At 72.7% G+C, this 21,651-nt stretch carries 9 protein-coding genes and 1 tRNA gene; 6 read left to right on the forward strand and 4 right to left on the reverse strand.

The features are described from left to right. Window positions 1–10: 10 nt before the first annotated feature. The 4 genes from WME82_RS44805 to WME82_RS44820 are packed head-to-tail and all read right to left on the reverse strand — an operon-like array spanning window position 11 to window position 14,281. The gene (locus tag WME82_RS44805; protein ID WP_438040321.1) at window positions 11–2,389 is read right to left on the reverse strand and encodes a penicillin acylase family protein; all 2,379 of its coding nucleotides are present in this window, start codon (window positions 2,387–2,389) and stop codon (window positions 11–13) included. Then, window positions 2,386–4,206, reverse strand: a complete 1,821-nt coding sequence (locus WME82_RS44810) for a cyclic peptide export ABC transporter (RefSeq protein ID WP_438040322.1) — start codon at window positions 4,204–4,206, stop codon at window positions 2,386–2,388. The genes WME82_RS44805 and WME82_RS44810 overlap by 4 nt, the downstream gene beginning before the upstream one ends. After that, entirely contained in the window at window positions 4,203–8,963 is a 4,761-nt protein-coding gene (locus WME82_RS44815; protein ID WP_438040323.1) for a type I polyketide synthase, read from the reverse strand. Before WME82_RS44815 ends, WME82_RS44810 begins: the two co-directional genes overlap by 4 nt. Then, on the reverse strand, window positions 8,960–14,281 hold the full coding sequence (locus tag WME82_RS44820; protein ID WP_438040324.1) for an amino acid adenylation domain-containing protein: 5,322 nt from the start codon (window positions 14,279–14,281) through the stop codon (window positions 8,960–8,962). Before WME82_RS44820 ends, WME82_RS44815 begins: the two co-directional genes overlap by 4 nt. Window positions 14,282–14,979: 698 nt before the next feature. Between WME82_RS44820 and mxcH the strand changes: the two genes are divergently transcribed. The 6 genes from mxcH (at window position 14,980) to WME82_RS44850 (ending at window position 21,636) form a co-directional block, all read left to right on the forward strand. Then, a complete protein-coding gene (gene mxcH / locus WME82_RS44825) occupies window positions 14,980–17,601 on the forward strand; it encodes a TonB-dependent siderophore myxochelin receptor MxcH (protein ID WP_438040325.1) in 2,622 nt (873 codons plus the stop codon). A gap of 53 nt (window positions 17,602–17,654) precedes the next feature. Next, window positions 17,655–18,953 carry a hypothetical protein gene (locus WME82_RS44830; RefSeq protein WP_438040326.1) on the forward strand — a complete coding sequence of 433 codons (1,299 nt, stop codon included), beginning with the start codon at window positions 17,655–17,657 and terminating at the stop codon, window positions 18,951–18,953. A 48-nt stretch (window positions 18,954–19,001) separates the two neighbouring features. Continuing rightward, on the forward strand, window positions 19,002–20,615 hold the full coding sequence (locus WME82_RS44835) for a PepSY-associated TM helix domain-containing protein (RefSeq protein WP_438040327.1): 1,614 nt from the start codon (window positions 19,002–19,004) through the stop codon (window positions 20,613–20,615). Further along, window positions 20,608–20,955, forward strand: a complete 348-nt coding sequence (locus WME82_RS44840) for a hypothetical protein (RefSeq protein ID WP_438040328.1) — start codon at window positions 20,608–20,610, stop codon at window positions 20,953–20,955. The genes WME82_RS44835 and WME82_RS44840 overlap by 8 nt, the downstream gene beginning before the upstream one ends. Beyond that, the gene (locus WME82_RS44845; RefSeq protein WP_437913640.1) at window positions 20,948–21,226 is read left to right on the forward strand and encodes a hypothetical protein; all 279 of its coding nucleotides are present in this window, start codon (window positions 20,948–20,950) and stop codon (window positions 21,224–21,226) included. The genes WME82_RS44840 and WME82_RS44845 overlap by 8 nt, the downstream gene beginning before the upstream one ends. Before the next feature lie 323 nt (window positions 21,227–21,549). Beyond that, a tRNA-Ser gene (locus tag WME82_RS44850) sits at window positions 21,550–21,636 on the forward strand. Window positions 21,637–21,651: the final 15 nt, after the last annotated feature.

Consider the following 21,651-nt stretch of genomic DNA (forward strand, 5'->3'; position numbering starts at 1 on the left):
ATGATCGATGTCATGGGCGCTCGGGAACGAGCGTGATCGTGTGTGTGGCCGGCCCCGAGAGGAGCGGCAGCGGGCGTCCGTCGACCCAGGCGCGCTGCTGATCGCGGTAGTGGGGCGACCTCGGATCGCCCGATTGCCCGCCGGGCATGTGCAGGATTCCTTCCGCCTCGTGGCCCGGCGAGACCACGAGCCGCTCGCTGGCGCCAAGCGTGCGGCCCACCAGGCGCACGCAGGTGATGCAGCCCGGGAGCGGCTCGTCGGGCATGTTGAGGCGCGCGGCGAGCTCCGGCGCCGCGCCGAGCGGGTGCGCGATCCGCACCCGGCTCACCGCGCCCCACTCGAGCTGATCGAGGGGTCGCCCGCCGTGCTGCCGCTGGACAGCCGTCATGGCCTTCTCCAGCGCCGCGAGGACGAAGGCGTCCCAGCTGCCCTCCGGCGCGGGCACGAGATCGGCCGACCGCTCGCCGAGCGCGCGCTGCAGCGGCGTGTCGATGTCCGGCGGCGCGAGCTCCAGGGTCGGCTCCGCTGCGCGGCTTGCGCCGAGCCACGCGGCGAACACCTCGTCGGCCAGGACGCGCCGGAAGCGCGCAAGGAGCGGCAGCCCGACGCTGGACACGTCCGCCCGGCCGTCCCATGCCAGGAGCGCGCGCCGCGCCTCGGCGAGCGCTGGCCGCCTCGACACGGCCTCCTCGCTGAGCGCGCGCAGCGCGACGTCGCGGTAGAAGCCGAAGAACTCGGCGCGGGTGTCGAGCTGCAGCCCGAGCAGGTCCGCCTCGGTGACCTGCCGCGCCTCACGCAGGCGCTCGGTGATGCGGTAGGCGCGGTAGCCGTTCGCGTAGTCGCGGCCGAGCGCCGGCGCGCCCTCGCCGAGCGGCATGCGGTGGTTGGCGTTGACGACGAACCCCGACGGGGGATCCACGGCGCGCGGCAGCGCGGCGGGCGGCAGGTATCCGTCCCAGCCCGCGCGCCCGTCTGCCCAGGAGACGCTGACCGAGCCGTCGAACCCGCGGCGCCGCGGCAGGCGCCCGGTGACCGTCCACGCCACGCGGCCGCGCCGGTCGGCCAGGAGGATGTTGCACCCGGGCCCGCCGGCGGCGTTCATCACGGCGGCCGCCTCATCGACGCTCCGGGCCTCATCCATCTCCAGGAGCCCGAGGTCGACCCCCGCCGGATCGAGCGCCGTCCAGCGGACCGCGACCGGCGCTCCGAGGAGCGGCCGCGGCGAGACGGGGCCCCACATCGTGCTGCGGACCGTGACGGTGACGTCGGGCTTGCCGCGGACCTTGATCGTCTCCTCTGCGACGTCGAACCGCCTCCACCCGGAGGGTGTCCGGTACTCGTCGGGGTGCTCGGGGCGGCCCTCGATCTGCACGAGATCCCTCACATCACCGTCGAGGTTGGTCATCCCCCAGGCGACGTGGCCGTTGGTCCCCACGATGACGATGGGCAAGCCGGGCAGCACGACGCCCGCGAGCTCCGTGTCGCCATAACGGAGCTCCGCGCGGTACCAGATGTTGGGCACGCCGAGCTCGAGGTGCATGTCGTTCGCGAGGATCGCGCGGCCGTCTCGCGTCCTCTGGCCGGCCACCGCCCAGCCGTTCGAGCCCACCGGCGCCTCGCCGGCGTCCTCGCTGAGCAGCCCGGCGGTCCGCGCGTGGTCCCCTCGGCTCTGCGCCACCAGCGCGCGCAGCTCCTCGCGCGGAAGCGGCGGAGACGCGGGCGCCTGCGCGCCGAGCAGCGACCTCGTGTAAGGGTCCGTGTCGTCGAGCAGGAAGGACGTCACGCCCTTCGGGAGGGTGCGTGTCAGGACCGTGCGCGTCCGCTCCAGGTCCTCGGTGGCGCTGAGGGCGTTGAACATCCCCAGCACCACGAGCACGCTGTCCTCCGAGCGCCACGGCTCGGGCCGATAGCCCAGCTCCTGGAACTCGACGGGCAGCGTCTCCGCGCTCCGGAGATAGGCGTTGACGCCCTCGGCGTACGCGTCGAGCGCGGCGCGCTGGCGCTCCGGCAGGCGCGAGAGGATCGCCGCCGCGGCCTTCGGGACGCCGTAGGACCGCTGCTGGGCGTCGGCCTCCACCAGATCGCGCCCGAGGACCTCCGCGAGCCGCCCCGCGCTGCTCCGCCGGAGTAGGTCCATCTGGAACAGCCGATCGCGCGCCGTGACGACGCCGAGCGCCCGCAGGGCGTCGAGGCGCGAGGCGGCGCGGATCCGGGGGATCCCGAGGTGATCGGACGTGACCGTCACCGCGTGTTCCAGGCCGGCCAACGTCGTTGCCTTGTCGGCGCGCGGCGCCGGGGCGCGGGCGGTGCCCTGGGTCTTCTCCGCGCAGCCGGCGAGCGCCAGCGAGGCGAGCGCCGAGAGGAGGAGTGAGCGGACGTTGCGCCTCATATCTCTTGCTCCGCTGCCTTCAGCGCCGCGTGGCTGCGGACACCCGGCTCCAGCGCGACCTGCTGCTGCTCGGCGTGGACGCGGTGGACCTCCGCGGAGCGGGCCCGACCGCCCTCGTCGGCGCGGGCGCTCGCGGCGAGCGCTTCCCGCGCCGCTCGCGGCTCCTCGCCGTCCCCGGCGGGGGCCGCGGGCAGCTCGGTCAGGCGGCCGAAGTCGAGCCGCAGGCAGCGATCCGCGAGCGCGAAGTACTGGTCGTCGTGCGTGATGACGAGGGCGGTCTTCCCCCTCGCCCGGAGCTCGGGCAGGAGCTCCGTGTAGAAGATCTTCCGGAACTGCGGGTCCTGGTCGGAGGCCCACTCGTCGAAGACGTAGAACGGCCGGTCCTCGAGGTAGGCGGTGAGCAGGGCGAGGCGCTTGCGCTGCCCCTGCGACAGCCCGGTCACGCGGAGGGCGCCCTCCTCGACGCGCACCCGGTGATCCAGCTGCAGCCGCTCGAGGTAGCGGCGGGCGCGCTCGTCGAGGTCGGGGCCGCCGAGGCCGAGCAGCTTCTCGAAGAGGTGGTATTCCGCGAAGACGACCGAGAAGAGCTGCCGGTACCGCTCTCGACCCGCGTCGTCGATGGGCACGCCGTCGAGCCGTATCTCGCCGGACTCCGGCGTGTAGAGCCCGAGGAGCAGGAGGGACAGCGTCGTCTTGCCGCTGCCGTTGCCGCCGACGAGGTACACGATCTCGCCGGGCCGGAAGGTCAGATCGATGGGCCCGAGCTGGAAGCTCCCGTCTTCCTTCTCCCGGTAATAGCGGTGCGTGACGCCGGCCAGCTCGAGGCGCTTCCACGCCGCGGGCGCGCCCTCCGCGCCGCCGCGCGGCGGCTGTGGCGCGGCGCCCGTGAGCTCCGGCGTCAGCGAGAGGCCGAGCGCGTTCGCCTTCGAGAGCGCGACGCTGGCGCGCCCGACCGCGGGCAGGAGCTCGACCGTCTGCGCGAACGGCGTCAGCAGGAACAGCATCGCCAGCACCACGCCCGACATCGCCGTCGACGTCAGCCCTGCCCAGGCCGGGAGGGCGAAGAGCGTCAGCCCGAGGATCGCGTAGAAGAGCAGCGTGCCCCAGCCGATCGCGACGGAGAACTCGGTCGTGCCCGCCACGAAGTCCCGCTGGTACGTCGCGAGGCTCGTGCCGAGGGCGCCTTCCATGAACGCCCGCCCGCGCCCGCCGTGCATCTTGAGCTCCTTGATCCCGCCCGTGAGCGCGCGGAAGTGCTGGAACAGGGCGTCGCTCGTCTCGCGGGCGCGCGTGAAAGAGCGGATCGCGCGCCCGTTGTGCGCCCGGAAGAGCACGGCGCCGAGCGCCATGGCGCCGAGCACGATCGCCAGCGCCGACCACGAGATCCGCCCGATGTAGGCCAGGCAGCCGAGGACGGTGGCCACGTTGACGCAGAGGAGGGGCAGGAAGACGTACGCCTGCGTGATGACGGCCGGATCGTCGTTGAGCGCCGCCAGGAGCCGGTGGGGGCCGATCTGCTCGATGCGGCGCAGCGGCGCCTCGAGGATGCGCTTGCCGAGCTGCATGCGCAGCTCTGCGATCATGGCCTGTCCCAGCCGGGTCAGGAGCACCTGGGAGACGGCCTTGCTCAGAACGCCGAGGACGGCGAGCGCCGCGAACGCCCAGGCGAGGCGCGCGGCGGGGCGGCCGTCCGCGGAGAGCGCCTCCTGGACGAGCGCGATGATGCCGGCGCCCGCGAGCCCGCTGATCGCGCCGGCGGCGATGGCGAGCAGGAGGCGCCGGAGGTCGCGGCGCACGAGGAAGCCGAGCACGCTCATCGCCCGTCCTCCTTCGGTTCCTTCGCGGGGACCGGCTCGCCGTCCTGGCGGGCCGGGGCCTGCGCGTTCTCTGCGCCGGGGACCCGCGCGCCGGGGACCCGCCGCGCGGTCCGCGGCAGCGCGACCAGCGCCGGCTCGGGGCTCGGGCCCGCGGGCGCCTGGCCGCGCGCCTTGTGGATGCGCTCCGCGAGCGCGGCCACGGTCGGCCGCTCGAAGAACTCGCGGAGCGGCACCTCCACCTGGAACGCCTCGCGGACGCGGTTGAGGATCTGCAGGGCGAGGAGCGACTCGCCGCCGAGGGCGAAGAAGTCCTTCCTGGGATCGATGGGATCGATGCCGAACGCCCGCGCCCAGATCGCGGTCACCTGCGCTGTGATCGCGTCGAGCGACAGGCCCTCGGCTGGGCTCGCGGCCGCCGCCTCGGCGCGCCGGGGCGGCTTGTGGCTGCGGTCTGCTGCGGCGGCGCCGCCGGCGCCGAGCCGCCGCGCCAGGGCGGCGCCCTCGTCGTCGCTGGGCAGGCCGTGGAGCGGGCGGACCGAGACGATCACCTGCGGCAGCGCCGCCTGGCTCAGGACGCGGTGGAAGACCTGCAGGCCTTCTTCCGGGCTCATCCCGTCGCGGATCACGTCGTCGATCCCGAGGGCGAGGAGGCGCGCCTCGGCGCGGGCCGCCATGCCGACGTTGCGCCACCGATCGAGGTTGACGGAGACCGTGTACGGCCCGGCCCTGCGCGCGCAGGCCTGCGCGTACGCGTCGAGGAACGCGTTGGCGGCCGCGTAGCCAGCGTGGGCGAGGCCGCCGCTCAGCGCGGTGATCGAGGAGCAGAGCAGGACGAAATCCGGCTTCAGGGCGCGGGCGATCTCGTCGATCGCCAGCGCGCCGAGCGCCTTGGGGCTGAGCTCCGCGTCCAGCGCGTCCGCGGTCAGCCGGTCGATGAGCCCGCCGGCGGCGACCCCGGCCGCGTGGATCACGCCGTGCAGGGCGCCGAACCGGTCGATCGCCTCGCGCGCGGCGGCGCGCATCTGCGAGGGGTCGGCGACGTCGGCGCGCAGCGCGACCACCTCGGCGCCGGCCTGCTCGAGCGAGAGGAGCCGCGCGCGTTGCTCGTCGGTCGGGGCCGAGCGACCCGTGAGGATGAGCCGCGCGCGCGCCGTGCGGGCGAGGTGGTCCGCGAGCCAGAGGCCGATGCCTCCCAGCCCGCCCGTGATGAGGTAGACGCCGCGCTCTCGCAGCAAGGGGGGCGCCGCCTGGGCTGGCCTCAGCGCGACCGGCTCGACGTCCGGCGCCCAGCGGTGGTGGCCGCGGTAGGCGACGACGGTGTCGGCGGCGTCGGAGCGCGCCTCCGCGAGGATCCGCTCGACGACGCGATCGGCCTCGGAGGCGTCCGGGACGGGGGCCTCGAGGTCGATCACCCGGCAGCGCACGTGCGGGTACTCCAGCGGGACGCTCCTGCAGACGCCGAGGAGCGGGGCGTGCTCGGGGCGCAGGGATTCCCGGCCGGTCAGGTCGTGCAGGCCGCTGGCGAGGGCGACGAGGTGGGCGCCGCCGGGCTGCTGGCCCAGCGCCCGTGCCAGCCAGAGCAGGCTGGCCGAGCCGCGGCGCTGCGCTTCGCGGAACGCGCCCGGGTCGAGCTGCGTCTCTCGTGTGGCGTCGTGGTGGCCGCGCCGATCGCCGAGGCTGAAGGCGTGCACGACGCGTGTGGGCGGCCCCGCGCTTGCGCCGAGGTCGCGGATGAGCGCGGCGTAGTCCTCGGGCTGGTCCAGGCGGAGCGTGAAGGAGCGCTCCGCGACGTGCTCGAAGCGCTCGCCGCTCCGGACACGGGTGACCCGCCGGCCGGCGCGCTCGAGCCGCTCCACGAGCCGGTGGCCGATCGCTTCCTCGTCCGTGAAGACGAGCCAGTGCGCCTCGTCCGCGTCAACCGCGGGTGCGAGCGGTTCCAGGGGGGAGCGCTTCCACGATGGGACGTAGAAAATTCCATCCAGATCGGATGACGCCCGCACCGAGGTTGAGGTCGGACCGACCGAGGTTGAGGTCGAGCCGACCGAGGTTGAGGTCGAACCGACCGAGGTTGAGGTCGCCCCCCTCGCGTCGGGCCGCTCCAGCCAGTACCGCTTTCGCTCGAACGGGGTCGCCGGCAGCGCGACGCGCCGCCGGTGTCGCCCCGCCTGCAGGCCTGCCCAGTCCACCGCAGCGCCGGCCGCCCAGACCTGTCCGACCGCGTCGAGCAGCGCCGCCCCCGCCGCGCCCTGGTGTGCAGGCTCGCGTCCCATGGGCATCGACGCGAGCGCCAGCGACTCCGCCGCGAGCTGCCGGCTCAGCGCCGTGAGCGTCTGCCCCGGCCCGACCTCCAGAAAGATCCGCTCCGACTGCTCCCGCAGGGCCCGCACACCATCCGCGAAGCGGACCGTGCTTCGGAGGTGCCGGACCCAGTACGCGGGGTCCTGCGCCTCGGCCGCCGTGATCCATGTCCCGGTGACGTTCGAGATCCACGGGATGCGCGGCGTCCGCAGCGTGACCCTGCCCACCGCCTCACGGAACGCCGCGAGGGCGCCGTCCATCAGGTGCGAGTGGAAGGCGCGCGCCGTGCGCAGCCGGCGCGCCTCGATCCCCCGGCCCGCGAGCTCCTGCTCCACCCGCTGGATCGCCGCCGCCCCTCCGGACAGCACGCACTGCCGCGGCCCGTTGACGGCGGCCAGCGCGACCTCGTCGCCGAGCCAGCCCGCGACCTCCGCCTCGGCCGCGGACACCGCGAGCATCGCCCCGTCCGGCGTCGCCTCCATCAGCCGCCCCCGCGCCGCCACCAGCGCCACGGCGTCCTCGAGCGACAGGCACCCCGCGAGGCAGGCGGCCACGTACTCGCCCACGCTGTGCCCGAGCATCGCGTCGGGCGTCACGCCCCAGGCCATCCACAGCCGGGCGAGCGCGTACTCCACGACGAACAGCGCCGGCTGCGTCATCGACGTCCGATCGAGCCGCCTCGCGGCGTCATCGACGTCCGCGGGCGCGGGGAACAGCAGCGCCCGCAGGTCAGCGCCCAGGTGGCGCTGGAGCAGTGCAGCGCAGGCGTCGACCTCGGCCCGGAACACGGGCTCGGTCTCGTAGAGGTCGCGGCCCATGTCGGGGCGCTGGGTGCCCTGCCCGGGGAACAGGAACGCGACCGGCCGCGGCCCGGCCGCGGGCCCGCCGGTGCGCACCGCGTCGCTGCGATCGCGCAGCGCGCGCGCTGCCTCTTCCCGCGAGCGGCACACCACCGCGCGGCGGTGGCCGAACGCCCGGCGCCCGAGCTGCTGCGTGTGCGCCACGTCGCCGAGCTCGAGATCGCCGTGGGTCTCCAGGTGCTCCGCGAGCGCGTCGGTCAGGCGCTCGAGCGACGCGCTCGACCGGGCCGACAGCACGAGCAGCTCGCACGGCCTGGGCGGGTCCGCCTCGGGCGGGGGCGGCGCCTCTTCGAGGACGACGTGCGCGTTCGTGCCGCCGATGCCGAAGGAGCTCACGCCGGCGCGGCGCGGGGCGCCGGGGCTCGACCAGGCCGCGAGCTCGGCGGCCACGCGGAAGGGGCTGTTCTCGAGGTCGAGCGCGGGATTCGGCGCGCGGAAGTGCAAGCTTGGCGGGATGTGCCCGTGGGCCACGGCGAGCGCCGCCTTGATCAGCCCGGTGACCCCCGCGGCCGAGTCCAGGTGCCCGACGTTGGTCTTCACCGAGCCGATCGCGCAGAAGCCCTTCCGGTCGGTCGTCGCGCGGAACACCTGGGTGAGCGCGGCGATCTCGATCGGATCGCCGAGCGGCGTCCCGGTGCCGTGCGCCTCCACGTACGTGATGGAGTCCGCGTCCACGCCCGCGGCCGCGTGCGCCGCGCGGATCGCGCGCGCCTGGCCGTCGACGCGCGGCGCGGTGTACCCGACCTTGGCCCGGCCGTCGTTGTTGATGGCCGAGCCCTTGATGACCGCGATGATCGCGTCCCGATCCGCGATGGCTTCGTCGAGTCGCTTCAGGAGGACCACGCCGACGCCGCTGCCGCCGACGGTGCCGCGGGCGCCGGCGTCGAACGCGCGGCAGTGCCCGTCGGGCGACGCGATCGCGCCTTCCTGGTAGAGGTAACCGCTCTTCTGCGGGACGCCGACGGAGGCGCCGCCCGCCAGCGCCAGATCGCACTCGCCGCCGAGGAGCCCCTGGCAGGCCAGGTGCACGGCGACGAGCGACGTGGAGCACGCCGTCTGCACGGCGATGCTCGGCCCTTCCAGGTTCAGCTTGTACGACACGCGGGTCGTGAGGAAATCCTTGTCGAGCGCGAGGAGCGCCGCGACGTCCGCCGCCGATTGCAGGCGCGGCCCGTCGGGGAAGAGGTGGGCCAGGTACCCGCTCAGGCTCGATCCGGCGTACACGCCGACCGGGCCGCCCGCGCGCTCGGGGTCGATCCCGGCGCTCTCGAACGCCTCCCACGCGCACTCCAGGAACAGCCGGTGCTGCGGATCCAGCGCCGCGGCCTCGCGCGGCGTGAACCCGAAGAGCTCCGCGTCGAACATCTCGATGTCGTCGAGCACCGCGCGCGCCCGCACGTACTCGGGCCGCGCGATCAGCGCGGGGTCAACGCCCGCGCCGCGGAGCTCCTCGTCGGTGAGGATCGAGACGGACTCGACGCCCGCGCAGAGGTTTCGCCAGAACGTCGCCACGTCCGGCGCGCCAGGGAAGCGCCCGGCCATGCCGATGATCGCGATGTCCAGGCCCGGGCGGGGCTCGCCGCTGGTCGGTGTGGTCATTTCTTGGTCTCCAGTCCGCCGCGCCGACGCGCGAAGATCTCTCCGCGTCGCTGCTGGGCGGCTCTCGCCCGCTCGCCCTCCGGCGCTCCGCCCGGCGGCGCCGTCTCGGCGCTGGGATCCCGGCTCAACGCCGCCGCGAGCGAGGCGATGGTGGGGTGCTGGAACAGGACCAGCAGCCGCAGATCACGGTCCACCGTGTCGCGCAGCCGGCTGTGGACCTTGGCCAGCAAGAGCGAGTGTCCGCCCAGATCGAAGAAGTTGTCGTGAATGCCGACCTGCGGGACCGACAGCACCTCTCGCCAGAGCGCCGCGATGGTGCGCTCCAGGTCGGTTCGCGGCGGCGTCACGGCCCTGGCGGGCGCGTCGAGCTGCTCGGGCGCGGGCAGGGCGCGGCGGTCGACCTTGCCGTTGGGCGACAGCGGCATGCGGTCGAGCACGAGGATGGGCGCTGGCACCATGTAGGCTGGGAGCGCCTCGGCGAGCCAGGCGCGCAGCGCTTCGGGCTCCAGCGCCGCGCCGTCGCGGCCGGCGACGTAGGCGACGAGGCGCTTTCCGCCGTGGGCCTCGTCGCGGGCGAGGACGACGGCCTCGCCGACGCCGGGGTGCTGGAGCAGGCGGGCCTCGATCTCACCGAGCTCGACGCGCAGGCCGCGGATCTTGACCTGGAAGTCGAGGCGGCCGAGGAACTCGATGGCTCCGTCGGGCCTGTGGCGCGCCAGATCGCCAGTCCTGTACAGGCGCCCTCCCGGGGCGGAGCCGAACGGATCGGGCACGAAGCGCTCCGCCGTGAGGGCGGGCCGACGGTGATAGCCGCGGGCGAGGCCGATGCCACCGATGTGGAGCTCGCCGGCGACGCCCGCGGGCACGGGCTGGCCGTGGCGGTCGAGCAGGTAGATCTGGGTGTTGGCGATGGGGTACCCGATGGGCACCGAGGCGGAGGTGTCCCCTCGCTCGCAGGCCCAGGACGTCACATCGATCGAGGCCTCGGTCGGGCCATAGAGGTTATGCAGCTCTGCCTGCTCGAGCCGCTCGAAGCACCGCCGCGCGAGCTCCGCCGGCAGCGCCTCGCCGCTGCAGATGATCCGGCGCAGCGACCGGCACGAGGCCGCGCCCGGCGTCTCCAGGAAGGCCTGGAGCATGGGCGGGACGAAGTGCAATGTGGTGACGCCGTTCCGCGTGATCAGCTCGACGAGCCGCTCGCCGTCGCGGTGGTCGCCGGGCCTGGCGACGACGAGGCCGGCGCCGATCATCAAGGGCCAGAAGAACTCCCAGACCGAGACATCGAAGCTGAAGGGCGTCTTCTGCAACACCCGGTCGTCCGGGGTGAGGCCGTAACGCTCCTGCATCCATTGCAGGCGGTTGAGCAGGCCACGGTGGCTGTTGCCGGCGCCCTTGGGTCGCCCGGTCGAGCCGGAGGTGTAGATCGTATAAGCGAGGTTGTCCGGCGACAGCGGGGTCGCGAGGTTGCCAGTCGGCTCCCTGTCGATCTCGGCGCGATCCGCGTCCAGGCACAGCACCTGGGCGCCGTGCGCCGGCAGGCGCGACGCCACGGGCCACTGGCTCAGCAGGACCGGCGCTCCCGCGTCCTCGAGCATGAACGCGATGCGGTCGATCGGGTAATCCGGATCGATCGGCACGTAGGCGCCGCCGGCCTTGAGGATGCCGAGCAGCCCGACGACGAGCTCGACGGAGCGCTCCGCCGCGATGGCCACGAGCACGTCCGGCCCCACGCCGCGCTTCCTGAGCGCGTGTGCCACCTGGTTGGCGCGCTCGTTGAGCTCTCGATAGCTCAGCCGCTTCTCATCGAAGATCACCGCCACGGCGTCCGGCGCCCGCTCCACCTGCGCCTCGAAGAGCTCGTGGACGCGCCGCTCGTCCGGAGTTGCGCGCTCGGTCGCGTTCCAGCCGACGAGGACCTGCCTTCGTTCGGCCGCATCCATCATTGGCAGATCGGCCAGCCGGATCTCTGAATTGGCGACGAAGCCCTCGAGGAGGGCGACGAGGTGCCGTGTCATCCGCGCGACCGTCGCGCCGTCGAAGAGATCGGTGTTGTATTCCCAGGCGCCGCGCGCTCCCTGGCCGTCGGGGACCAGGCTGAGCGTCAGATCGAACTGGGCCGTGCCGGTGTCCACCCGCTGCACGCCGATCGAGAGGCCGGGGATCTCCGGCGCCTGCTCGGGCGCGGGATCCATGGCGATCATCACGTTGAACAGGGGCGTGTGGCTGAGGTTCCGCTCGAGGGACAGCGCCTCGAGGACGCGCTCGAACGGCACCTCCTGGTGCGCCTGCCCCTCGAGGACCGCCGCGCGGACGCGGGCGAGGAGCTCGGTGACGCTCGGATTCCCCGAGAGATCGACGCGCAGCGCCAGGGTGTTGAGCAGGCACCCGACGACGCCCTCCAGCGCCGCCCGCGGCCGCGCGGTCACCGGCGTCCCGATGCACACATCGCCCTGGCCCGTGTACCGGTGCAGCAGCGAGAAGAGCCCCGCCGCCACGATCGTGAACAGCGTGGCGCCCGTCCGCCGCCCGAGCGCGCTCAGCCGCGCCACGAGCTCCGGTGACAGCGCGAGCTCCTCGCGCGCCCCTGCGTAGGTCTGGACCGCGGGCCGCGGCCGATCGGTGGGGAGCTCGAGGGGAGGCACGGGCCCCTTCAGCCGGTCGCGCCAGTACGAGAGCTCCCGTTCGCGCGCCGCCGCCTGTTCGTTCTGGCGCTGCCACAGCGCGTGATCCGCCTGCTGCAGCGCGAGCGGCGCGAGCGCCGGGGGCCGCCCCGCGGCGAAGGCGCCGTAGAGCAGCGAGAGCTCCCGCAGGAGCACGTTCATCGACCAGCCGTCCGCGATGAGGTGATGGCAAGTGACCGAGAGCACGTGCTCTCGCTCGCCCGTGCGGAGGAGCGCCCAGCGCACGGGCGGCGCCTCGGCGAGGTCGAACGCGCGCCGCGCCTCCTCGCGCAGGCGCGCTTGCAGGGCGGACTCCCGCGCTTCCTCTGCAAGAGCGCTCATGTCCTCCAGCGGCAGCGCGACCGACGCGGGCTGTGCGATCCTCTGGACGGGCCTCCCTTCGACGGAGGGAAAGCTCGTGCGAAGGGCCTCGTGGCGGGCCGCGAGCGCCGTCACCGCCTTCTCGAGCGCCCCCGCGTCGAGGGCCCCGGCGAGCCGCACGGCCGCGGCGATGTGATAGACCGGCGCCCCCGCGACCAGCTGCTCCAGGAACCAGAGGCGCTCCTGCACGAGGGACAGCGGCAGCCGCTCCGGCCGCTCCACCGGCGCGAGCGCCGCGGGTCTGCTCGTCGATCCGTCCGTCGACGCGCCGGCCTGCCTCGCCTCGATCCAGGCCGCGAGCGCCGCGACCGTCGTCGACTCGAAGAGCTGCGCCGGTCCCACGTCGACGCCCAGCGCCTCGCTCACCCGGCCGCTCACCTGCATGGCTCGCAGCGAATCGCCGCCCAGGCTCAGGAACTCCTCGCTGCGGCCGACCCGCCCGCGCCCCAGCACCTCGGCCCAGATGCCTGCCAGCGCGCTCTCCAGCGCCGTTTGCGGCGGCTCCGCGCTCTCGGCCTCCGCGCGCGGCGCGCGGTCGACGCGCGTCGACTGCCACACGGCGTCCAGGGAGCCGTCCAGGAACCGGGCGCGGCACGCCCTCCGCTGCACCTTGCCGCTCGTGGTCCGCGGCAGGTTCCCCGGCTTGATGAGCACGACCGCGTGGACCGCGACCTCGTGCCGGTCGGCCACGGCGCGCTCGATCGCCGCCCCGAGCTCCGCCGGCTCCGACGCGGGCGCGCGCCGCCCGAGCTCCTGGACGATGACGATGCGCTCCTCGCCGTCGACGTCCACCGAGAACGCCGCGCCGCCGCCGGCGCGGAGGCCCGGGTGGCTCTCCTCCGAGGTGAGCTCGATGTCCTGCGGGTAGAGGTTGCGCCCGCGGACGATGATCAGGTCCTTGAGCCGGCCCGTCACATACAGCTCGCCGCGCGAGAAGAACCCGAGATCGCCGGTCCGCAGGAACGGCCCTTCTCCCGTGGAGAGCCGGGCCTCGAACGTCAGCGCCGTCTCCTCCGGCCGCTCCCAGTAGCCCTGGGCCACGCTCGCTCCGGCGACCCAGATCTCCCCGACGCGCTCGTCCTTGCAGGGCCTGAGCGTCTCTGGATCGACGATCCGCACCTCGTCGCCTGCGGGTGATCCCCCGCAGCCCACGAGGGAGACACCGTCCTCTGGCCTGCGCGGCTCGAACACCGCGTGTCCCTGGGCCAGACCCGCGCGGTCGACGGCGCGCACGACGGGCGGCGCGCCGGCCGCTCCGCCGCTCACGAGCAGCGTCGCCTCGGCCAGCCCGTAGCAGGGATAGAACGCGTCGCGCCGGAACCCTGCAGGCGCGAACGCCTCGGCGAAGCGGTCGAGCGTCGCCGCCCGGATCGGCTCGGCCCCGTTGAAGGCCACCTGCCATGAGCCGAGATCGAGCCCTTCCCGCTGCTCCGGGGGGATCTTGCGGATGCACAGCTCGTAGGCGAAGTTCGGCCCGCCGCTCGTCGTGGCCCGGTAGCGCGAGATCGCCTCCAGCCATCGCCGCGGCCGCATCAGGAAGTGCTCGGGCGCGAGCTGGATGCACGGCACGCCCACGTAGAGCGGCTGGAGGATGTTGCCGATGAGCCCCATGTCGTGGTGCGGCGGCAGCCACCCGACGATCACGCTCTCCGCGGTGTGCGCGAACGCGCGCTGGATCATGAGCTCGTTGCGCAGCAGGTTGCCGTGCGTGAGCACCACGCCCTTGGGCGTCCCGGTCGAGCCCGACGTGTACTGGAGGAACGCCACGGTCTCGGCGGTCACGCGCGGCGCTCGCCACGCGTCTTCCTGGCCGTCCCGGATCGTGTCGACGGCCATGCAGCGCAGGTGGCTCAGCTCGGCGAAGCTCGGATCGTCGCGGAGCATCGTCACCGCGCCCAGGAACGCCTCGGTGGTGAGCACGACGCTCGGCCGGCAGTCGCGCACGATGGCCAGCACGCGCATCAGCCCGCTCTTGCGCTGCGGCAGCGGGACGGGCACCGCGACGAAGCCCGCGTAGAGGCAGCCGAAGAAGGCGGCGATGAAGTCGAGCCCTGGCGGCACGAGGAGCAGCGCGCGCTCACCCGCCTGCGCGCCGGCCTGGAGCTCCGCGGCGAGCGCGCGCGCCCGCCGATCGAGCTCGCCGTACGTCATCGAGCGGGCGTCCGCCTCCCCGTCGACGAGGAAGGTGTACGCGTGCCCTGACGGGCGCTGCTCCGCGCGACGCCGGAGGAGCGCGACCAGCGTCGCAGGCTCGCCCGCGCCGGGATCGCTGATCACACGCCCAGAGGATCGGTTCGACTCCATCGCCACTTCAGCTCCCGACGAAGAAAGCCCGACAAAAAAGGTCCCGCTCACCAGGCTCTGGGCTCCGAGCCTGATGACGCAAAGCGTTGTGAGCGAAAGCGCCGGACAGCTCCCTCGGCGACCGCGTCACGCGCCTGTCGATGCGACGTTGCAATGTTGAAAATGAAAATGATGATCAACTTCTGAACGGCTGTTCTATGGAATACAGATCCGAGTGCTGTCAAGGCAAAAACCGACACTGGTCCGCGAGGATGCGCGACGAGGGCGAGCGGAGCGGCGGGATGGGGTCTGGGGGCGCTGAGGGAGGCGTGGCGGGGCGTGGCCGGACGGGGAGGGGGGCGGTCCGGTCAGCGAGGTGCTCCCGGTCCACTCTCGGAGCGACCAGGCCACGGTTCAGAGGCGCGCGGACAATCCATCACAGCTGGAATCTTGGGTTCCGGACGATGCGACCCATCGACGAATGAAATTGAATTCTGTTTTCATCTTGGGTACCGGAAGTTCCGGACATGTTTGTCAGTTCGGTTCCCCAACCGCCGCGTCCCGAGCCGCGGGCCGGGTTCAAGGTGGACGCGGTGGCGCGAGGTGCTCTCGCGCTTCGAGGCCCGCTTGCAGGCGTGTTGACCTTCCTGCTGCTTGGCCTGCAGGCACCAGCGCACGCGCAGGACGAAGGCATGCCCGAGCGCGCCGCGGGGGACCGTGAGCCGACCGTGAGCGCGCCTGTCGCTGGCTCGCCGGGCCTCGATCGCTCACCGCCCGGCGGAGGGGGCCCCCGCATCGAGCCGCCGCAGCTCCTCGAGCTCGCCGAGGCCGAGTACCCGCAGGCGGCCCGAGCGGCACGACGGGAGGGCACGGTCGTGCTGAAGCTCCTGATCGACGCGGCGGGGCGCGTGACCGAGGCCGAGGTCACGAGCCCGCTGGGCGACGGCTTCGACGAGGCCGCCCGCGCGGCGGTGCTCCGGTCCCGCTTCACGCCGGCGCGCCGGGACGGCACGCCGGTCGCTGCACGGATCCTCTACAGCTACGCGTTCCGGCTCCCCGAGGAGCCGAAGGCCGAGCCCTCCTCCTCGGCGACGGGGGGAAGCGGGGTCGCGGCCACGGGCACGGCAGCGACCGCTCCCCCGCCGGTCACGGGGCCCGACCCGGCGAACAACGCAGCTCCCCCGCCGGCCACGGGGTCCGACCCGGCGAACAACGCGGCTCCCCCGCCGGCCACGGGGTCCGACCCGGCGAACAGCGCAGCGCCCGCCGAGGTGACCGTGCGCGGCGCCGCGATGGCCGAGCGCCTCCGGCAATCCGCGCAGGCGGTCACGGTCATCGAGACCGAGGAGGCGCAGCGGAGGACCGCGGACATGGGCGAGGTGCTCGCCCGCACCCAGGGCGTCGGCGTGCGGAAGAGCGCGGGGCTCGGCTCCTGGGCGCGCTTCTCGCTGAACGGCCTCACGGACGAACAGATACGCTTCTTCATCGACGGCGTGCCGCTCGATCTCGCGGGGTACCCGTTCGGCGTCTCGAACGTGCCTGTGAACCTGGTCGAGCGCGTCGAGATCTACCGCGGCGTGGTCCCGGTGCGCTTCGGCGCCGACGCGCTGGGCGGGGCCGTCAACCTGGTCACGGATCGAGACGTCCGCGGCACCCATGGCGCGGCGTCGTACGAGGTCGGCTCCTACGACACCCACCGGCTCACGCTCTCGGCGCGGCACCTGCACGAGCCGAGCGGCTTCTTCACCCGCGTGAGCGGCTTCTTCGATTACGCGAAGAACGACTATCCGGTGGATGTCCATGTGGTGGACTTCAAGACCGGGCGCAGGGACTCCGAGCTCACCCGCGTCCGCCGATTCCACGACGCCTACCGGGCGGCGGGCGCCAGCGCCGAGGTCGGCTTCGTCAATCGGCCCTGGGCGCGGCGCCTGCTCCTGCGCGCCTACGTCACCGATTACGACAAGGAGCATCAGCACAAATTCGGCGTCATGGAGACGCCCTATGGCGAGGTCACGAACGGCGAGACCGCGCCGGGCGCGACGCTCCAGTACGAGCAAGGGCTCGGCCGCGGCGTCGCGCTCGAAGCGCTCGTCGGGTACACGTACGGGCGCGCCACCTTCCTCGATGTCAGCGAGTGCAACTACGACTGGTTCGGTCGCTGCCGCAGCAAGCGCCCCAATCCAGGCGAGGACGAGACGTCCCCCCGGGATCGGGTGTTCCTGGAGCACAGCGGTCTCGGCCGCCTGAACCTCCGCTATCGGCCCCACCCGGAGCACGCGCTGCAGCTCTCCGTGTCTCCGACGTTCATCACGCGCACGGCAGAAGAGCGCAGGCTGGACAATGATGCCCGCGAGCAGCTCAGGGGCGCGCACAGCCTGTTCACCTTGGTGCTCGGCGTCGAGCATCAGCTCAACCTGCTCGACGATCGCCTGGAGAACAGCTCCTTCGTGAAGGACTACGTGCAGCTTCTCCGCATGACGGGGCGCCTCCCGGGGCTGCACGGGTACTTCGACCAGCGGGAGCGCGACACCCACCGCCTCGGCGTCGGCGATGGCCTCCGCTATCGCTTCTCCGAATGGCTCTACGCCAAGGCGTCGTACGAGTGGACGACGCGGCTCCCGCGGCCCGTCGAGGTGTTCGGCGACGGGATGATGATCGTTTCCAACCTCGCGCTCAAGCCCGAGACGAGCCACAACGGGAACCTCGGCTTCACGATCGACGCGCGCGACACCGCGTGGGGCGCGTGGCGGCTCGACGCGAACGGGTTCGTCCGCGCGGTCGAGCGGCTCATCGTGCTGAACAACCGCACGGAATCGATCCAGTACATCCACGTCTCGGGGACACGGTCGCTGGGCATCGAGGCCGCCGCCGGCTGGACGTCGCCGGGGGAGCACCTCGCCCTCGACGGCAACATCACCTATGACGATTTTCGCAAGGTGTCCGACGAAGGGAACTTTGCTGGCTCCGAGGGCCAACGGCTGCCGAACCGGCCGTGGCTCTTCGCCAACGGCTCGGCGCGCGTGCAGCTCCAGGAGGTCGTCGCGCCGCGCGACGCGATCTCGCTCACCTGGGATACGCGCTACGTGCACGGGTTCTACCTCGGCTTCGAGAACTGGGGGCAGCCCGAGTCCAAGGCCAAGGTGGATTCGCAGCTCCTGCACTCGCTCGCGCTCACCTACGTCGCGCGCGACGAGCCGCGCACGGTGAGCTTCACCATCGAGGCTCACAACCTCACCAACGAGCGGGCCTTCGATTTCTACGGTATCCAGCGACCCGGGCGGACGCTGTTCTCCAAGGCGACGCTGGAGATGTGATGACGACGATGTCGAGGTGAGCCCTTTCGCTCGCACGACAGAAGGAGACACGGATGAGTGTGATTCAGCGGAAGCAGCGGTCATCGACCCGAACGAGCGCGACGGCCTTCGTGCTCGTGCTCCTGACCGGCGTGCTCGGCAGCGGCTGCGGCGACGACGAGACGTCGAACCCCGTCGATCACAGCGGCAGCAGCGGGCAGGGCGGCGCCGGGCAGGGCGGCGGCGGCGGCGGGCAGGACGGCGGCGACGCGTTCATCGTCGCCACGCGCGTCTGGGACGACACCGCGACCAACTCTTACTTTCACGTGCTGCCGTCGATCGAGCCAGGCACGGAGGTCGACCCGTCCCAGGCGCTCGAGATCCCCGGATCGGCACGGCTGTTCGCGTTCGCGGGGCTGGGCTGGTTCGGCATCGGTGAGGCCGAGGCGCCGACGATCTCGCGTTACACGCTCGATGGTTCCAACAAGCTGGTCAAGGGAGACTCGATCAGCTTCCAGCCCTTCGGCGTGCAGTCCCTCTGGCCTACGAATTACCTCATCTCGTCGACGAAGGTCTATCATCCGGACCGCGCGGGCGAGCAGGTCGTCGTGTGGAACCCCACGACGATGGAGGTAGAAGGGACGATCCCGCTGCCGGACACGCACCGCGAGGGCTACCTGGCGCTGTACGGATACGGGTCTGTTCTGCGCGGCAAGACGCTGCTCATCTCGGTGGGGTGGTTCGACTGGAAGACGACCGACACCATTCTTCCGGAGACCGGGCTCATCGCGATCGACACCGAGACGGACACCGTCGTGCGGTTCGACGTCGACGACCGGTGCGGCGGGATCACGCAGCCCATCGAGACGGCCTCCGGCGACGCCTACTTCGTGAGCTCGGCGCTGGCGGGGGCGGCCTATCACCTCGAGCGCCTGGAGTCCGAGCCCTGCGCGCTGCGCATCCTGAAGGACGCGGACGCCTTCGACCCGGACTTCCATCTGCTCCTGAGCGAGCTTTCGGACGGCGCGATCGCGGGCGATCCCATCCCTGCGGGCGGGGACAGCCTCTTCCTCCGGGTGTTCGAACCGGAGCTCGCCACGATCGAGGAGGAGACCAAGACGTCAGGAGTCACGAGCCAGCCGGCGTGGCACTGGTGGCGGTGGGACACCGCGACCAACGAGGCCACGGCGGTCGGGGAGCTGGCCCCCTCGCCCGCGAACGTCTCCTTCTTCGAGGTCGACGGCCGGGTCTTCACGATCGATGAGGGGAGCGGCTCCACGGAGAGCACGCTGATCGAGCTCACGGCCGAGGGCGGCCCGAAGCTCGGCCTGAAGACGCCGGGATACCTGCACGGGCTGGCGAAGGTGAGATAATCTCGCGCGGCGCGCGGCGCTCCGCGCGAGGGAACAGGGTGACTCGCGATGGCCAAGAAGCTCTCCCGCCATGCCTTCACGACCTTCTGGAGCGTGCACGCATGGGCAGGCGTGATAGGTGGGCTCTTGCTCTACGTGATGTTCCTGTCGGGGGGGATCACGCTCTTCCGCAGGCAGCTCGCGGTGTGGGAGGAGCCCCTGACCCAGCAGCGCTCCTCCGTCGAGCAGGTAGGGCTCCAGGCCACGCTCGATGAGGGGCTCGCCGCTGCGGGGACGACGCCGGAGCAGCTCTGGTTCGACGTGCCGGAAGGTGGGCTGGGCGCCGCGCGGCTACTCTACTTCTCGCAGGGCGAGGCGGTCACGGCGTGGGTCCACGAGGGGCTCGTGCCCGAGCGAGAGCGGCTGTCCGACTTCCTCTACGACCTGCACTACCTCTGGCACCGAGCGACCGGAGTGTGGCTGTTCTATGTGGCCGGTCTCCTGTGCGTCGCGCTCCTGCTCGCGCTGGCGACCGGCGTGCTCATCCACCTGAAGGACATCGTCCGGCAGTTTCATCAGTTCCGGCCGGACAAGACGCGCCGTGTCCTGTGGTCGGATATGCACAAGGTGCTTGGCGTGATAGGCCTTCCGTTTCAGCTCCTGTACGCGTACTCCGGCGCGTTCATCGTGTTCCTGGGGGTGCTCGTCGGGGTGTTCACGGGCCCCGTGTTCGGCGGCGACGCCGCGCGGGCGGACCTCTCCGCCTGGGGGGCGTCCTTCGCGGACGAGCCGGCGCAGGGGACACCCGCTCGTGGCCTGACGCTGGACGAGCTCATGGCCCGCGCGCGCGCCGCGGAGCCCCGGCTCGTGCCCGAGAGATTGCGTATCTGGCACCTCGGTCTCGACAGCGGGACCGTCGATATCCGCGGCTCGCTCGAGGGCGTCCCGTTCACGCGTGGCAGCGTGCGCATGCGGCTGCGGGCGATCGACGGAGCGGTCCTCTCGCTCGACGCGCCGGGCGCCGAGGGCGCGCGCAGCGACGTGTTTCGCTGGATCTATGGCCTCCACTACGCCGATTTCGGCGGCACCACGCTTCGCATCCTGTTCTTCGTGCTCGCCCTGGCGACGTGCGCGACGATCCTCACCGGCAACTGGATCTGGCTCGCTCGACGGGAGGCGCGGCAAGAGCGCCTCGGCAACCGCCTCCTCGCGCGGCTCACCGTGGGCTTCGGCGCTGGGACCGTCGTCGCGACCGCGGCGCTGTTCCTGGTGAGCCGGGCGTTCCCGCTCGACTGGGGCGCGCGCGCGACGGCCGAGGAGCTGACGTTCCTGGGGGTGCTCGTGCTCTGCATCGCCTGGGCGCTCGCCGCGCGTGACGGCGGGCGCCTCTGGTCGCGCCAGCTCGGGCTCGCGGGGCTCTTGCTGCTGCCGGTCCCCGCGCTCGCGACGCGCTGGTCGGGGGCGGGGCTCCTCGGCGCGGGGCCGAAGCTCGGAGCCGTCGTCGCCGTCGATGTCGCGCTCCTGCTCACGGCCGCGGCGCTCTGCGCCTCTGCGTGGGCGCTTCGCCGGGCAACCTCGCGACCTGCGGCGCGGCTGCTGGTGACGCGCCGCGCGCCGCAGCCGGCGTTGACCCACGGCGGGGCAGGGCTCGTGGCCAGGCGGCAGACGGCGTCCCATGGTTGAGACCGCGTCGGTCCTCTCGGCGTATCTCGCCTTCGCGTTGCTCCATGGGGCGCGGCCGGAGCGCCTGCCGTTCGGCGTCGCGGCGCGGCTGCGGGCGAGGCGCGAATGGCGCGCCTCGGCCCGGGTTCTGGCCGCCGCCTTCTTCTCGCTGTCGGTGTGGCTGTGGAGCCGGGCCGAGGCCGGCGCGGCGGCGTTCCTCGTCCCCTTCGCGACGCTCCTCTGCGCCGCGAGCGCGTTCGTCCTGCTCGCGCCGGTCTGGCCGCGCGCCGTCTGGGGCCTCGCCTTCCTGTGTCCGCCGGCCATCGCCGCGCTCTCGCTCCTCGGAGCGCGCCATGGCTAGCCGCCGCCTCGCCCGCCTCGACTCCGCGCTGCGCGTGCTCGCGGCGCTGATCGGGACTCTCCCGCTCGCCGTCCTGGCGAGCGTGTGCCTCGCGCGATTCGCGCCGCTCGCCGAGGACACGCGGTCCGCGCTCGGCTTTTCGCTCGTGGTACCGCTCTGGCTCGCGGCGATGTGCTTCGCCTTCCTGGCCCGCAGCGCGGCCCGCGCGTGGGGGGTCTGCGCGGCGCTCGGCGCCGTGTTGCTGGCCCTGGCCTATGTGGTGCCGCAATGACGGACGCGCGGTCCTGGCGACCGGAGCTGTCCCGGCGCGTTCAGCGCTCCCCGCTCGCCCGACGGTGATCGGCCGATCCGAGCGCCAAAGGACGAGCCTGGCGGCCCGCTTCCCGGGCCGTCCGTCCCGCCCCCTCGGGATCCGTCGCTACCGGCATCCCCCTGCACGATCTTTTGTGCACGGCGACAACCTCTTTGGTATGTTGCCGCTCCCTCGCCGCCGCGCCGAGCGTCGGACGAGCCAGCGTTCTTTCTATCGTCATGCATCGAGGTCCGCGCTGCTCCTGCGCTGAGCACGGGGCGGGTGGACCATCCTGGGTACCAGGAGAGGTGGCCGAGTGGCTGAAGGCACACGCTTGCTAAGCGTGCGATCGGGAAACTGATCCGCGGGTTCGAATCCCGCCCTCTCCGCCGCGAGAACGCTCA

Source organism: Sorangium sp. So ce128 (assembly GCF_051525245.1).
Lineage (GTDB): Bacteria > Myxococcota_A > Polyangia > Polyangiales > Polyangiaceae > Sorangium > Sorangium cellulosum_B.